Here is a 16,166-nt window from a genome sequence, read left to right on the forward strand (position 1 = left end):
TTCCTTCATATGATTACCACAATAATATTCAGACTACATTCAATAATCAGAATTTAATGTGGAACAAAGTTTCTGATTACAAATAAATTGAATATTATTTTAGAAAACTCCTAAAAGTTCTGATAATGCGATTCATCAACGAAGAGGTGGTCGATGCCCATTTGCCTGAAATCGGTCACGTCATCCGTCCGGTCTTTTATATCCTGCTCCAGCTTTTCAAGTTTGGCTTCAAGGTTCTCCTTCCTTTTTTCCAGACCGTTCTTTATCCAGCCAGTTACTTCATTGCCCTGTTGCTCGAATACGGCAAGGTTCTCTTCGATGTTGTTTATCTCCTGCGTGTATATTTCCTGCTGTATTTCGGGAGACTGCGGTATTTTTCCGAACTGGTCGTGTGTCAGGATGATGCAGTCCCAGTTATTGTTTTTAATGTCATGGAATATTCCGACACGTTTCTCCGGTGTAAAGTCCTCTTTGCCCGGATACAGCACTTTGGCATTCGGATAAGCCTTCTTGAACGTGTCGGCTATGTCATGTACATTGCTTTTGAGTCCGATAATCATCGGCTTGTTCGCCATTCCGAGACGTTTCATTTCAAAGGCGGCTATGCACATGATAAGGGTCTTGCCCGTGCCCACCTCGTGGTCGATTATTCCGCCACCGTTCATCTTCAGCATCCATACGGCATTCTTCTGGCTGTCGTATAAATCCGGTATATCCAGTCCTTTCAGGTCAAGGAAGGGGAAACTTTGCAGGGAGCCGTCATAATCGGGACGCACATAACAGTTGAATTTACGGTTATACAAATCCGCAAGGCGTTGTTTTAATTCGGGTAACTGTTCGTTCAGCCAGTCGGTGAAGGCAGACCGTATTTCATTGATTTTGGTGTCGGCAAGCTGGATGGCTTCGGCATCCCGTACCTTTATATCATTGCCTTCTTCATCCTGCACGGTTTTGGTTATGTCGGGCACCGTGTTGTGCAGCGCATGTTTCAGCAGGTCGTATCCGTAATAGCCCCGTTTCTCCCCCTTTACATAATATTTATCAGTGATGTTTGCGTTGCTGCTCTCGAAGTTCACGCTGAACTCGTCGATGGATTCCGTATAATGTATATGGGCCTTTGTCTCAAAAAGGTATCCGGCAAACTCTTCATATACGGACATGGGTATCCACCGCTCTCCGAGATTAAAGTCAAGGAGTTCGAAGCTGATCGGTTCCGGTACGGCTGCCCGCAGGACTTCCAATGATTTCTTGCTCGCTTCATCTTCGGGATAGTCTTTCAGGTAGTTTTCTATCCATTCAACTTTGGCTACCACATTGCCTGCAATGAAACGGTCTTTGATTTCATAGTTCTTCATCATGGGGTTGTAGAAGATACGTTTGTCCAGTTGTCTGAGCAGTTCCTGCCTTCCAATCTCGCTGAGGTTCTCCATATATTCCAGATTGACTTCCCCGAACTTGTTCAGGGATGCCGCAAGTGCTTCCTGCGGAGTATCCGCATGGGTCATTTCATTGGCGTTGAATGATACGGGGACGGAGAATATATCCGCTTTCTGTATCTTCCCGTTAACGGAGCGTTCCAATGAAAGCATTTCCCTTCCTCCGGCATCCATCAGCAGGAATTTGGCGTTATCCTTTCCGTTCAGTTCTCTGAACATGCGGTAAAAACGGTCGTATTGCCTGCCCAGTTCCTCCCGGAGTTCCGGTTGCTCCGTTTCCGTTTCGGCTTCCGTATTGTAGAGATTGTGGTAGGCTTCACGAAGCGGGATATAGTAGGCGGCCCGGTATTGCTGGGTGACTGTCAGTTTGAGGGGATGGAATTGCACATCGGGAGTACCCACCCCCCGTAAGTACCCGTATTGTTCACCCGACTTTACGATGGAACCATTCTTGTATTCGGGACGTATCTCCCCGGTAAACGGGCGTGGCTCCATTTCTTTCTTCCGCTCTTCTTCAAATTTTTGTCTGCGTTCCAGCCATCTTGCTTCCGCTTCCGCCCGTTCTTCGGTCATGCTTTCCGGCACGGCGGCTTCATCATACATATTCTCTTGCGAGAACAGATTGAACATTTCCGGTTCATCCCCTTTCTTTTTGCGGGATGCCGAAGGTGCCCGGCTTGGGGAAGGTCTGCTTTCCACTACTTGCACCTCCGCTTCCCCTTCATCCGCATAGGCGGCAAACAGGTTGAGCATGGGTTCATAGGGTTGTGCGGGACTTTCCTCCTGCACCTCTTGCCGATGGTTCTCAATTACTATTTCCAATGGTGTCTCAAATTCCGGTTCAATGCCGGTAGAAACGGTTGGTCGGGATAGATTGTTGTCATAGAGTTCCCGGTCAAGATGATCTTCCACATCTTGCGCCAGCAACTGTTTGAGATGTCCGGCAATGGCCTCAATTCCGCCTTCATGGATAAAGTTCATGGCCGGTTGTCCGTACATGTTTTTACCCATAGATACGGCTGTATGGACAATATGGTCTAAGCCGGCATAACTGTTGTTGATATTGATGCTGCCGGATATAAGACGAGTCTCGATAAAGTTCCGTTCTTTTTCGGTCAGTTCCGCTTTCCGGGTATTCTTCTGCAAGACGATCAGGTCACTGCTCACTTCCGTACCCGCATCAACAAACAGGTTATCCGGCAGACGGATGGCAGAAACAAGCTTGGCATGGTTCATCAGCCATTCCCTGACGGGACGGTTCTGTGGTGAGTCCATGACACCCGAAGTCGTGATATAGGCCAGTATCCCGCCTTCGTGCAACGTATCCATACCTTTAAGAAAGAAATAGTTGTGTACGGCTGCAAGTGAGGATTTACGCACAGAGTCCTCGCTCCGGTCAAAGTCCCGGTCATAAACTCTGGTATTTCCAAACGGGATATTGGAAGAAACCATATCGAAGTAACTGTTATAATAGGGTTGTATGGACTGGAAGCCGTCTATGGTCACTTTGCTTTCCGGATAAAGGGATGAGAGAATTTTTCCCGTGAGCTTGTCTTTCTCGAAACAATGAATTTCGGGAACATCTTTCAACCGGCTGATAAACATGCCCGTTCCGGCGGAAGGGTCAAGAAAACGTCCCGGATGGCTTTCCGGTACCTGCAATGATTCCTGCATGGCCGCTACCAGCGGCTCCGGTGTGTAAAAGGCTGTAAGTGCGGATTTTTTCAGGCTTTGGACGTATGCCTTGTATTCTGTCTCGTCTTTGGAATACTCACGCAACAGTTCATGCAGCAGTCGGACTTGGGGAAACAGTTCCCTGTCCGTCGTTCATTTTTCTATGTCCGTGTCCTTTTCCGCCGGATTGAGGATACATTTCAATCCTCCAAAACCGGAGTAGCCGTTCAATACCCTGCGCCCTTCTTCCGTGAGACAAAACTCCGGGCGCATGAACATAAATTCAAGTGCGGCTATATTGTCCGCTAAATGTTGTCGTTTGTTATATGCCATATTGCTCTATATAATATTGGATGAAACCTGTCAGTTCAATGGTAAGGGTACGGTAAGACGGGGAATCCTCAAACCGGTCGTCTATGGGATATTTATTAAATACGACTTCTGCGGGCGATAGCATTTTCAAACAGAAATCGGCCCGTTTTTCAGGGGGGACTTCCGGAAACCATTCCGATACGACTTCAAAAACAGTATCAAATCCGGAAAAGCGCAGGTTGCGGTAAAGAACTGCGTCCGACTGTTCCAACGCTTGTGTGACAGACAGTCCGTTGCGTATGGAACATTCATAGGCATCTGCCGCTTCGTCGGCCCTTGACCTGATAAATTCCCTATCCCCGGACATGTGGGGATGGCTTTCCTTTAAATAAAGAAGGAGAGTTGTCTCAAAATAGGACAATTCTCCGGTTGCGGTATTTTTATCTTGTATAGTCATTTGCTATTACTTTAAAATGTTAACTGGATATTCAAACATATACCCGGTTGCCATGAAAGAAAACCGGGTATATATCTGCCAAAAATATGAATAATCTGTCTGTTACATGACTGAAAGGCTCTTTTTTGACGGGGCCTTTACAGATGCCACATGACGGGGTGCCTGCTGTTTTACTTCCTTTTTCTTGTCGTTCTTCTTTCCTTCAACAGTAGGTTTGTATTCACGGGCGTTGCGTCCTATCAGCAGTTGGTTGCTCTTGTTGCTGAAACGTACATCATCGGAAAATACCCTGCCTTTATAGCGCATATTCTCAACGAATACCATTTCATGGTTCTGGAGCATCTTCTTCTGTTCAGGTGTGATTTTGGCACCCATGATAGTGTCGTTGACTTTGAGTTGTTCGCCAGATTGCTTGAATGCGATGTCCATTATTCTCGGATCGACGAAAGCGACACCGGAAAGCAGTGTATCATTTTTGCGCTGTATGTCGTTGATAGGAAGCTGTCCGCCTGACGCGAGGATTTGCTTCTGTTTGTCATCCAGCCTTTTTCCGTAGATATAATCGGGTATCTTGATGGCATCCACCGGCATGGTAATGATACGGTTGCTCGGTTCATGGAAAGATACATAACAGTTGCAGACCGTTCCCGTATGGGTATCCTTCATCTCCTTGACTGCCCCCAAAGTTCCGGTGTCTTTAAGCGACTGCTTTTCCTCGTCGGTGAATACTCCTTTATAGGCAGGCAGGTCATACTGCGGTTTGTCGAGTCTGCTTAGAGTTTTCAGTTGTACCTTGCCGTCCTCTCCTTTGACACAAAGGAAACAGGCTTCCCCCATATCCTTCTTTTCACCGTTCACTTCCTTGCTGATGGGGAAAGCCATCGAGGTAATCCTTCCTTTCAGCATCTCACCCATGCAATGGTTGTCAAACAGCAGTTGCTTGTCAACTCCCAGTGCGGCGAGTTCTTTCCACGGAAGCTGGTGTTCATCGAACTTATACCGACGGGCAAGTTTGGCGATGCGACCTTCATCGTTGAGTTCGCTGTTCTCCACTAGTTTTTTACCTTCCGCTCCGGGGTCTTCCCCTTTTCGGATCTGGACTACGGCATTCAGTGTCTTTTCCAAAAAGACGAGAGGTACAAGGAAAAAACTGAAGCTTGTGGGATTTTCATACTGGTTCTTGAAATTTGTGAAGAATAGTTCCAGCGGTGATGTCCGGTCAAGTTTGAGGAAACTGTTACTGTTCTTCTTGTCAGGTGGCACGATTTCAAGACTGCCGTCCTGCTCGTTCATTTTGGAAACGACTGCGGTCTTGTTGGTTCGCTTGTCAAGGATGGCCATTACATGCTCGTCCTGGCTCTGTTCTTGTTGTTCTTGCTTTTTCTTAGCCATAAAATCAATAATTTAAGTGATACAATAATTAATCAATACCGGGTAAACTTTAGCCCATCGGTGCGAATGTAGATTATTAATTAATAGGATATAATGATTTTATAAATAGGGAGAATGAATGGCTTGAAATGGCGTAAAATGGCGTACATAAAAAGGACGACTATGGTACCATACAACCCCCTTTTTATACATTATGGAGATTAATATATTTGTAATTCTCCACTATAATAAAAGAGTCTTATTCACAGCAGTTCTTGACTGCTTGTAAATTGTTTAAAAAGAATGCGACAAATTGACAGTATAGTCTGACAGAAATAGTTCTATTATACATATCTGCTTCACTATTCTAATGATTTTCAGACATCTTAATGACTTGGCATTAAAATTGCAAATGTATAATATAATATGTTAAACCATTATTAAAGATTATACATGGCAGAACTCAAAAAATTTAAAATACTTTGTATTGACGGTGGAGGTATTAAGGGGCTCTATTCGGCTCAACTATTAGCAAAATTTGAAGATGTGTTCAGAACAAATTTATCTGATCATTTTGATCTTATATGCGGTACTTCTACTGGCGGTATCATTGCATTAGGTGCCTCTCTTAAGATACCAATGTCAAAGGTAGTCGGATTTTACGAACAAAAAGGTAGTCAGATTTTTACTCAATGGATAAAATGGGGTGGTATAGGTAAATGTCTATTATCTATATGGCAAGCTTTATTTTTCAATAAATATGCGAGTGGTCCACTACGTAAAGCATTGGAAGAAGTATTTGGGGCTAGAACTTTGGGTGAGAGCCATAATCTTTTATGTATCCCTGCTTACAATATCACGACGGGAAATCCTAGAATATTTAAGAAAGACTACGACACGCTTGATCAAGATGACCAAAAAAGTTATGTTGATGTTGCTTTAGCTACATCTGCTGCACCAACATATTTTCCTGTAAAAGAGATTAATAATATGTGCTATGTAGATGGAGGACTATTTGCAAATAATCCTATACTGGTAGGTCTAACCGAATATTTCTGTAAATGGGCGCATACAGGAATATTTGATGGCGTGGAAATTCTTTCAATAAGCAGTTGTGAAAAAAATAATGGTGAAAGTCCTAAATTCAAACATCGTTCATTTTTGAGATGGAAGGATACATTATTTGATTCCTATTCAAATGGTCAAAGTAAATGCGTTGATTTTTTTCTGCAACAACTGAAGAAAAGTGGTATGCTTAATTGTACTTTGGATATAGTAAGAGTCGTCAACTCACCACTTTCTGGAGAACAAGAAAAGTTAGTTCAACTTGATAATGCCAGTAGAAAATCAATGAAATTACTAAAAGCAATCGCGCTGCATACAGCAGTTAACTATAAAGAAAAAGCAGAAGTACGTAAATTTTTTGAGGAAAGTAAAACTATAAATCCAAACGAATATGGCAAATAATCATGAACAATTTATTGCATTCAACAAAACGATCAATTCAAACAAAAGAGCTACGTTGAAAAAGAACCGTGACGCATTACGCGAGAGAATAAAAAATTATTTTAGTAGAGAATATCCAGATGAAATTCAACCAAAATTTCATTGGCAAGGGTCTTATGCTATGCATACTATTCTTAATCCACTAAAAGATGAAAACAATTTGGGGGTTTATGACCTTGATGATGGTGTTTATTTTATTGGAAAATCAGAAGATGAACGTCATAGTGTACAATGGTATCATGATCGTATATATGAAGCGGTAGATGGCCATACATCTATTAAACCAGATGATAATAAACCATGTATTACAGTAAATTACGGAGACGGGCATCACATTGACCTTCCTATCTATTTTATGGTGGAAGGTGATAAGCATCCACTATTAGCACATAAGACGAAGTCATGGTTGGATACTGACCCCCGTGAATTACTTAATTGGTTTAATGGTCGGGATGAACATCCACAATTACGTCGTATTGTACGCTATTTGAAAGCTTGGTGCGAGTATATTAGATTTAAAAAAGAGATAAAGATGCCTACAGGATGTAGTCTAACAATGCTCGCTGTTAAAAATTTCAAGAGTAATGAACGCGATGATATTGCCATGAAGAATATTCTTGTAGCCATACATAATAGTCTTTCTTCTAAATTTGAGTGTCTTCGTCCTACATTTCCCAAAAATGAAGATTTATTTGAAGAATATTCAGAAACGCGTAAGAATAACTTTATGCAAGAACTTAAATCATTTCGTGGAGATGCTGAACGTGCTATTGAAAGCAAAAATCCACATGAAGCTTGCATGAAGTGGCAGAAGCATTTTGGTGATAGATTTTCTTGTAGCACGGCAAAAGATGAGGATGAAGACGCACAGACAAAGTCATTTTCAGGAACAATAAACACTAATAGTCGCTTTGCATAATTTGACTGATATATTGATTTCATGCTTCGACAAGCTTTATAAAATAGAGGATGTAAAGCGTGTTGATGATATTCCTGCTATTCGTATAGATTACTATGCTGAGCAGTGGGAGATTGTAACCGAAGTTGAGATAAACGGTAAATCCGAAACAATAGAATTATACTTTGGATTTTGTAAATCATTTCCTTATACTTTGCCTGACGTATATTTTCCAAGCAAACAATTTGGATATTTGCCGCATATAGATAGCCTCAGTGGTAAACTATGTCTGATAGATGATGGAGCTAGCTATTCTATAGACAATCCTTACGAACTTATACGTTATTGTTTAAAACGCTCGAAAATATTAATAAAGGAGGGTGTAGATAGTAAGAATATTGAAGATTTCAGTATCGAGATAAATAGTTATTGGCTACGGGCGTATGATGGAGAACCAAAGGTGTCAAAGCACTGGTTAATTTATGGTGGTTTTCCTACCGAGACTTGTGTGCTTAAAGCTTTACTTTATAGACAGGCTGTTTTAGGAGGTAAGAAAGGTAAAACTAGAATTAAGGGGTTATTACTTCCTCAGAATAATGAAGAGATAAACATCGAACGCTATTTAAAGAATAATAACAATGTAGAGACAATAGACGTATTGTTTGTTAAAAATGTCAATATACCGATTAAGGCTCCATATTCTCTTACATTTCAAAGACTTTTGGATATTATTTCATCTACAGAGGATCGCAAAGCCATTAAGCAATATATTAATGCCAATACAGGTGGAATCATAGTCTTTCAATTATCAGAAGCTTCTATCGGAGGAATCTGGATAGGGAAAGTAAACTGTTTCAAGAAGGGATTTCGTAAAAATGTACTTACTGTATATGATATACTCCTACGCTTTGAAAGAAAGAATCAATTACAACAACGGTTATATGGTGATTTATATTCTTCACACCGTATAGCCATGCGTACGGCAGGAATAGAAATGACTGAGCAAAAATTTGTTATAGCTGGACTTGGTAGCATAGGATCTAATTTGGTATATTTTCTTAATGGTTGGAACAACGCAAGTTTTACATTGATAGATAACGACAGATTTAGAACCGAGAATATAGGGCGTCACTTGCTTGGATTTCAATATATTAACCAGAGCAAAGTAGAAGCAGTAGCTGACTATTTACGCTCTATTCGTCCAGAAAAGGAAGTAGAAACATATATTGATGATTTTCAAAATGTTTTCGAGAATTATTATGAAAAGTTAAATACATGTTCCGCACTTTTTCTTTGTACAGGTGATGCAATGACAGAAAAGTTTGTTGTCGATGCCTTACACAGTGATAATATGAAGCAACCAACATTTATTCTTTGGCTCGAACCTTTTGGTATCGCAGGACATCTGGTATATATCAATCCTATGCAAATGCCAAAGAACTTTGTACTTTATAAAGACAAGGGCAGTATGCTCTACAAATATAATTTGCTTGCACCTATAGAATATGAAATAAATGCTGACCGTTTTACCAAAAAGGATGCCGGTTGCAATGGAGAATATGCTCTTTATTCGGGTAATGATGTAACCTTAATGTTGTCTGCATTTTACCCATATATCAATAAACTTATACAACAACCAGAACAATCAAAATGTTATAGATGGGTAGGAAACATAAAATTAGCACAAGAAAAAGGTTTCAAACTGACAATCGAAACTTCATCTACTATAATAGGCCATGTAGAAGAGTTGCCCCTATGAATCTAGTAGATTATACAATTGAAGTTACAACTGAGGTCGTGGAAACATTGCAGTCAATGCGTCAGATATCAGGTAATGAGAATGGTGGTATATTGTTGGGGTCAGAAATAGGAGAACAGCATTATCGCATCAACCGTGTATCGGAACCTTGTATGTTAATAGATCGTTCTTCTAAATATGGCTGTATACGTGATGCTAAAAAAGCGAATGAAATAATTAAACGTGAGTATGAATCTTCCAATCACAAAAGAGTATATTTTGGAGAATGGCACACTCATCCAGAAAATAAACCTATTCCATCAAACGTAGATATAACATCAATTTGTGATGTGTTTTTTAAATCAAGAATTGTAATTGATGGTGTTTTCCTTGCTATTGTAGGTCTTAAGTCAATCTATTGGGGATTTTATGATGGAGTTAATATGCACAAGATTGAACCAACAATTATATAAGAATTGTCATATAGTTAGTATTTGAAAACTTATAACAAAAAAACGACCAGTAAATAATATGATTTAAAGAAAAAGAGCATGAGACAATCAAATAGATAGACCATGCTTTTATTTAACGTGAGTTCGATATAACTTAAAACAGCGGTAAACAATTGAATACCATTCAAAAACAGGTTTTCAAACAGTGCGTGACCGATATATCCTTTGTCGGCACAAAGCTTCCCTTTGATATTCTTCAGGAAATTCCATTGTTTCAATGGTTCTCTGTCATCCATATTTGCAGGAGTGAACATAAAATTCAGAATTTCTCCCTTGTCATTGATTATCAGATGGAGTTTGAATCCGAAAAGCCACCCCATAGAGCACTTTCCATGCGTAGCCAATCCTTCAAAAGTCTTGTGTATTAGTATCCGTTGGTTACGGCATACACGAAGCGGGGTTGACTCTGCGAAGCTAATACTAGTACATGTACCCAATAACACTTGCTTGATGAAGATGGTCAGTGGCAACAGGATTTTTTTTCCAATTCCACTAAACGGTTGTACGATACACGGTGGGGGAAAAGATGTGTCAAATGTTTGCTCTCATATTCCTTGTAATAATGCTTGAAGCATCTGAATCCTCCCGAATGAAACAGGATAAGGATAACCATTATTTCAGCATCATTCATACAGTTCGGTTTATTCCGATGCTTATAAGTCTTGTCTTCAACCATATATTTTTTCTGCTGCACCGCAAATTCCTTGCAAAAATCATCTGCCATACAATAAATCTCAGTAACTTTAGCCTTTGAGAACATAGTGGTAATCGTTTTAATGTTATAATTGAACACTATAAATTTAATATTTTTATCGCTATATTATTAATAATCAAGAGAATAATTTTAATTCTATATCGAACTCACGTTAATTAGGAATAAAAATGAAGACGAAATCAAGTGATAGTGATTGGACCAAATTATCTGTATTATGTATAATTATAGCAGGTATTCTTTTATTATTTAGTAGTATCGCTCCAATACTATTTACAAATAGTTCCTCGCGCTGGGATTTTTCAGATACAGGACAAATTGGGGATACGATTGGGGGTATTATGAATCCTTTCATAGCTATTGGTGGTGTTATTATGACATTTCTTGCCTTTTATATGCAAATACGAGCTAATAAACTTCAACGCGAACAATTCCAAAAAACACTTAATAAAAACAATATCGACGAAAAAATTGACTGTTTTTATAAATTAAATCTACTAAAATTAGACATTGAGCACATAGAAAAAGACATTGAATCGCGTGTTTCAAGCATCAAGGAATTTATTCAGAAAGAAGAAGAAAATCCATTTAGAATGAATTTACTAAAGCGTGCTTTATTAAAACATTATGATAGGACAATGAGTGTTGACAGATTATCTATATACAAAGGATTTAAAATCTTTCTAAGCCATGATGAGGAATGGATAAGGAAGTTCAGTAATCTGTATAATATTTTAGATTATTTACCCGAGGCATTTAAAAAGATATATGATATAGTTGACTATCATACTAGAGATATAAGTGAGGATAAACTTATCATAAGAAATGAGCTCATAAAGTTTGAAGAAGAATGTGTTAGAGTGATTAATAGAAATACTTTAGAAAAAAATAATATTCAAAGTAATAAATTCTTAGTTTCAGTATTACAAACATACAGAAAACAAATTAAATCAACTGCCGAAGCCAATATGGAAACGGATTTTCTTAATATTATTAATATTCTTGAAACATTCAACAAGAACGTGAAAAAATATTATGAAGAGATTGGCTATTATGCTGAGCTGGAAAATCTCTCTTATATTGCATCAAATATATTAATTAAGATGAATTATATTAGACAAAAAACTAATCAAACTACTTCTGAATTAAAATCGTTTTTAAATGGCATCATTGGCGAAAAAAAAGATTCTACAAATAATAAATTAAAAGAGGTTTCTGAGTTGATAAATAGTTCGCTGGAAAAGACTACGGTAGATGAAATTCAAAATGAGTACAATCAAGTTTTTGCTAATTAGACGTTTAAAACTGACATAGAGGTATAAACTGATTTCATTTTATTACACTAGATATAAACAAAAAATAACCTATGGGAATCTTCGAAACATTGGTGCTTCCAATACTTCTTTCGGTAGCTGCAAATAAAATTTCCAATTTCTTTGCACCGAACATCCAGAAAAAAATAAGAAAGGCATACGAAGCTGCTCTAAATAAATGGAGCGTAAATAAAGATGTAATCCGGAGTAGAAGCTATTTATTATCTTCTGATTTTGGGAAAGTAGCGAATGATTTAAAGTTAATCCCACAAGACTTAAACAGAGAAGATCAGCAATTACTTGAGTATTTTAAAACAGAGCTTGCATCAGACGCTGATTTACTTACTTTACTGAATAGTATACAACAGGAAGAGGTGCTTAGAGTAACTCAACTGGATCATATTACTCTGAATAGTACCCATGAAAATACTACTATAGCAATTAAAGAATTGCAAGAAATAAAAAAAAGAATAATCCCAAAAGAAAAAAGTAAATACCTTCCGTTCAATTACTTTATAAAAAACAAGAAACAACCCCACTATTATATACTGCGATGCGTAAAGTTATATACCGAGACCCCGAACGAAATGGAACAAACTACAATTGGGAATACAATAGTAGAGGTAATTGAACAAACAGATAGTCTTCGAATGGTATTGCTTGGAGGTGCTGGATTAGGAAAAACAACTGAACTTCAGCAAGTAGCATGGGAAATATCCAAAAGAAAGAAATTTCCGATCTTTCTTTCACTTAACAACTATACATCAAGAGAAACGAATATTGAAAAATATATCAATCCTCGGTGGAATGAAATTCCACCTCAGCAGCTTGTAATATTGATGGATGGATTCGATGAAATTGAACCAGGAAGTACAATGCAGGCAGTACGTGACATTCAGTCTTTTGCTGAACAAAACCCATCCATAAAAATAATTGTATCATCACGAACCAACTTCTACAACAAGACATCCGGAGAAGAAGAGGGAAGTACCTTACGAGACTTCTCTCCATACCTACTCGAATCACTTACACAGGAAGACTACAAAAAATACATAACAGAAAACTTTACTTTTGATTATGATTGCTTTTATAAGGAAGTTACCCAAAATAGGCTATTGCCCCTATTGGAAAATCCTTTTTTTCTTATTGCACTTGCCGAAATATATGCGGAGGAAGGCAAGCTTGATAAAAACAAGAGCTTAATAATAGGCCAACTAATAGAAAAAAGGCTTAACAATGATATTGCACATTATAAAGATGCAGTCAAAGATATTGCAGACAATAAAGATCATATCTTCAAAACACTAAAGGAAATAGCAACCTGCATGGTTGTTGCCGGGCTTCGTAGCATTACCGGCAAAGAACTTTTATTTCTTGCCCGCAATCAAAATAACGTAAACCTGATAAAGCGCGCTACGTTATTTATAAAATCTAACCAAAGAGGTTACTGGCAGTTTGAGCACTCCTATTTTCAGGAATACCTTGCAGCTCAATATTTTGCTGACTTAAGCATCGATGAGATAAAAAAAATGATGACTGGCAGTGGTTCTGGACATGTAATGCCTACTTGGCAAAACACCCTCACACTTCTTTTATCTTTGCTAAAATCTACAGATTCACTTTTCAGTGATCTTATTGATTGGCTTGTAAACACAGATCCCGTAGCCCTACTTGGAATAGAGCCTGAACGATTGTCCGAAGATTTGCGAGAACAGATATTCAGAGATATTTTCAATTATTACAAAGGCAAGTTGATATGGCTTGACAATACGCGGATAAACTATGAAGACTATGCATCATTTGGTAGTATACCTGCTTGCATTGATTTTATCGTTGATGAAGTTTTAAACTCGGCAAATGAACTTATAGTCCGTATGAATGCAGTTTACGTCATGCAAAGAATGGATTTCTCCAACTATGTAAACGCTCGTAAAGTTTTGGAGCAACTAATTTCTATTGTAGAAGATCAAGATGTATCACCCAATTTTATAAGTAATGTAATTGATATTATTACAGAAACAAACTTACACATTCTTCAACGAGACATTGACCATCTTTTCGATATCTTAAAACACCGTGGTAACGAGTATATCCGCACCTCACTATACAGATTTCTACTACAAAAAAAACAAGCAGAAAGACATATTGATTACTTTCTAGAAGGAATACTCATTTTAAAAAATAAGAAGCTCAATTCGGACCGTTCAAGAATCAACTTGCTTGGCGAAAGTCAAAACATAACAACAGCCTTATTACAATGTAGATCAGGAGAAGCTATTTGCAAAGTCATTGAATGGTTAATAGGGAATAGAGAATTGTTACATGAATACCATATCAAAGAGTGGTTCAGCAGTATAATTGACAATGCAATAGTAGCATACCCAACACATAAAGACATATATCAATATATGTTTAGGTTGATATCTTCAATTTATATAAGCGAACACAAAATTCTCGACAAAATATTATCGTTTTTTCAAGCCACATCGACTACCGAAGAACTAATAGATATCCTATTGAATAATTATGCCGATGACCACAACTATATATGGATTTATATTCTTTCCCGAATACTATCACCGGACAACTATCAAATAATTATAGAAGCTTATATCGCAAAAAAACTAACTGATGATGATTTAAAAGGTTTGTGTAGGAATATATATAATAACAAGCAAAGGCTTAATTTACGCAAAGAAATTAGAAAACAAACAGGACTTAAAATAATTTTCCCGCGTAATCTTGATTGGAATAAACATAATCAGGAAAAGATACAGGCTGGATTCGACATTTTGTTTGATGTCGAAAGATTTAAAAAAGAATGTGAAGAATTTGTATCAAGATACTCACCACTCACACAAAATAAATATAATGGTATCAGAAGAAAAAGGATAATGAAAGGTAAAGGCGAAGATGTTGCCAATCGTTCTGTCATGAGTTTAATCGAAAATATTCTTTATCATGATGATAAGATTAAACTTACTCCTCAGTTGGTCAGATCTTATATCCATGATTGGAATCTCATATCCGAAATTTATGAAATCCTAAAAAATGACTCCGAAAAAAAAATAAAGATAACTCACGAACAACTCAGCCATATTCAGTCTTGGTTCATGGAGTATATTAACAAAGTCGATTTTACTCAAGTCGTAAAAAAAGGGGAAGGGAATCAATTTTCAATTAATACGTACTCTGTTTTGTTATTCTATTTCAAAAAAAGATTTGAGTTTGACTGTGACGAAAATATAATACTTGATATGACTCTATGCTCAGGTACACAAATCGGCGAACTCCCAACACTTGAGTACTTATATACATTATGCAATAATGAACGTTTTGAACAGCGTGTAATCGAAAACGTTCTTGACAATAAAATACCTGTTGATTTTATATATGAAGAACATTTGAAATTTATATTTGAACACAAACTTGCAGCAGCCTATTCCCATATCCTCACCCGGCTTACCGATAAACCAGGCAACAGTTTCCTTCAATCCCGGATCGTAAGATTGTATTTCCAAGCAGAACTACCTTTATACGACATTAAAAAATTATGGGCCAATCTTAATATCAGCTTAAAACTGGAAGTAGCGGAAGAACTGTATCAGAAGGAAGAATTCTCCTTTTTAAGAAGTAATCTTCCATCACTATACATACATGCTAATAAGGAGCAGCAAAAATCAATAAATAAATTGCTAATTAAGTGTAAAGATATCTTTGGGCTTCAAAACAGTTTAGACTGGATTAAGCTCCATAAAGAAAGTCCTTTTGATGACATCAGTGGTATATGGTTTAACTTCGAAGACATATCTGTACTACCATTCTTAATACAAATATTAGAATACGGTTACGATAAATCCATTAGCCAAAGCCCTTTTATGCATAGGATGGAAAGATTTGCTATAGATGGCTTGAAATATCTGGCACTCGCAAAAAAAGAAAATTTTCCAATAGTAATTGAAGCTATTGAAGGCTTTATAATCAAAAACAAGGGTAAATTTGAAAATGTAGAATTTCTAAACAGCTATCTTGAAAGTATAAAAATGGAATATGATAAAAAGTATTATTACTCTCATTCACTGGAAGTGATTAGAAAAATGTTATTTATGTAGGGTTCACTGAATAATCCGTTTCACTTAAAATTGTTCAAAAGCATGGCTATTTTTAAGGAAATAATATGAATAACGGTATTTGTGTGGAAAATCAGTGCGATAAATTATACCAATATTCAATTTTT

The 16,166-nt window shown here is 37.6% G+C and carries 10 protein-coding genes and 1 pseudogene; 6 read left to right on the forward strand and 5 right to left on the reverse strand.

The window, feature by feature from the left end:
• Positions 1-110: 110 nt before the first annotated feature.
• From C825_RS08400 to C825_RS08415, 4 genes are all read right to left on the reverse strand, one after another.
• A complete protein-coding gene (locus tag C825_RS08400) occupies positions 111-3,110 on the reverse strand; it encodes a helicase-like domain-containing protein (RefSeq protein ID WP_044214867.1) in 3,000 nt (999 codons plus the stop codon).
• 153 nt (positions 3,111-3,263) lie between these two features.
• A complete protein-coding gene (locus tag C825_RS08405; protein ID WP_025726218.1) occupies positions 3,264-3,443 on the reverse strand; it encodes a hypothetical protein in 180 nt (59 codons plus the stop codon).
• Complete coding sequence (locus C825_RS08410) at positions 3,433-3,879, reverse strand: DUF1896 domain-containing protein (protein ID WP_007655412.1); 447 nt, start codon at positions 3,877-3,879, stop codon at positions 3,433-3,435. Before C825_RS08410 ends, C825_RS08405 begins: the two co-directional genes overlap by 11 nt.
• A gap of 102 nt (positions 3,880-3,981) precedes the next feature.
• Positions 3,982-5,271, reverse strand: coding sequence for a DUF3945 domain-containing protein (locus tag C825_RS08415; RefSeq protein ID WP_007655413.1), 1,290 nt, complete (start codon positions 5,269-5,271; stop codon positions 3,982-3,984).
• Positions 5,272-5,703: 432 nt separating this feature from the next.
• On the opposite strand from C825_RS08415, the gene C825_RS08420 reads away from it, so the two are divergent.
• From C825_RS08420 to C825_RS08435, 4 genes are read left to right on the forward strand one after another with little or no spacing between them, the layout of a single operon-like run.
• On the forward strand, positions 5,704-6,717 hold the full coding sequence (locus C825_RS08420; RefSeq protein ID WP_007655414.1) for a CBASS cGAMP-activated phospholipase: 1,014 nt from the start codon (positions 5,704-5,706) through the stop codon (positions 6,715-6,717).
• Positions 6,707-7,675: a CBASS cGAMP synthase gene (locus tag C825_RS08425; RefSeq protein ID WP_007655415.1), complete on the forward strand. Its 969-nt coding sequence runs from the start codon at positions 6,707-6,709 to the stop codon at positions 7,673-7,675. Before C825_RS08420 ends, C825_RS08425 begins: the two co-directional genes overlap by 11 nt.
• 1 nt (position 7,676) lies before the next feature.
• The gene (locus C825_RS08430) at positions 7,677-9,413 is read left to right on the forward strand and encodes a ThiF family adenylyltransferase (protein ID WP_232434136.1); all 1,737 of its coding nucleotides are present in this window, start codon (positions 7,677-7,679) and stop codon (positions 9,411-9,413) included.
• Complete coding sequence (locus tag C825_RS08435) at positions 9,410-9,865, forward strand: Mov34/MPN/PAD-1 family protein (RefSeq protein ID WP_007655417.1); 456 nt, start codon at positions 9,410-9,412, stop codon at positions 9,863-9,865. Before C825_RS08430 ends, C825_RS08435 begins: the two co-directional genes overlap by 4 nt.
• Positions 9,866-10,001: 136 nt before the next feature.
• On the opposite strand, the pseudogene C825_RS08440 reads toward C825_RS08435, so the two are convergent.
• Positions 10,002-10,664 (reverse strand): annotated as a pseudogene (locus C825_RS08440) (IS982 family transposase); the annotation flags it as partial.
• 122 nt (positions 10,665-10,786) lie between these two features.
• Between C825_RS08440 and C825_RS08445 the strand changes: the two are divergent.
• On the forward strand, positions 10,787-11,911 hold the full coding sequence (locus C825_RS08445; RefSeq protein ID WP_007655420.1) for a hypothetical protein: 1,125 nt from the start codon (positions 10,787-10,789) through the stop codon (positions 11,909-11,911).
• A gap of 71 nt (positions 11,912-11,982) precedes the next feature.
• Positions 11,983-16,041, forward strand: coding sequence for an NACHT domain-containing protein (locus C825_RS08450; protein WP_007655421.1), 4,059 nt, complete (start codon positions 11,983-11,985; stop codon positions 16,039-16,041).
• The last annotated feature ends 125 nt before the right edge of the window (positions 16,042-16,166 follow it).

This window comes from Parabacteroides sp. ASF519 (genome assembly GCF_000364265.2).
Classification (GTDB): Bacteria; Bacteroidota; Bacteroidia; order Bacteroidales; family Tannerellaceae; genus Parabacteroides; species Parabacteroides goldsteinii.

Excerpts from the sequence above, each read along its gene's own strand:
- C825_RS08400 (WP_044214867.1), bottom strand. The coding sequence starts at position 3,110 with ATGCAGGAATCATTGCAGGTACCGGAAAGCCATCCGGGACGTTTTCTT.
- C825_RS08405 (WP_025726218.1), bottom strand. The coding sequence starts at position 3,443 with ATGGCATATAACAAACGACAACATTTAGCGGACAATATAGCCGCACTT.
- C825_RS08410 (WP_007655412.1), bottom strand. The coding sequence starts at position 3,879 with ATGACTATACAAGATAAAAATACCGCAACCGGAGAATTGTCCTATTTT.
- C825_RS08415 (WP_007655413.1), bottom strand. The coding sequence starts at position 5,271 with ATGGCTAAGAAAAAGCAAGAACAACAAGAACAGAGCCAGGACGAGCAT.
- C825_RS08420 (WP_007655414.1), top strand. The coding sequence starts at position 5,704 with ATGGCAGAACTCAAAAAATTTAAAATACTTTGTATTGACGGTGGAGGT.
- C825_RS08425 (WP_007655415.1), top strand. The coding sequence starts at position 6,707 with ATGGCAAATAATCATGAACAATTTATTGCATTCAACAAAACGATCAAT.
- C825_RS08435 (WP_007655417.1), top strand. The coding sequence starts at position 9,410 with ATGAATCTAGTAGATTATACAATTGAAGTTACAACTGAGGTCGTGGAA.
- C825_RS08445 (WP_007655420.1), top strand. The coding sequence starts at position 10,787 with ATGAAGACGAAATCAAGTGATAGTGATTGGACCAAATTATCTGTATTA.
- C825_RS08450 (WP_007655421.1), top strand. The coding sequence starts at position 11,983 with ATGGGAATCTTCGAAACATTGGTGCTTCCAATACTTCTTTCGGTAGCT.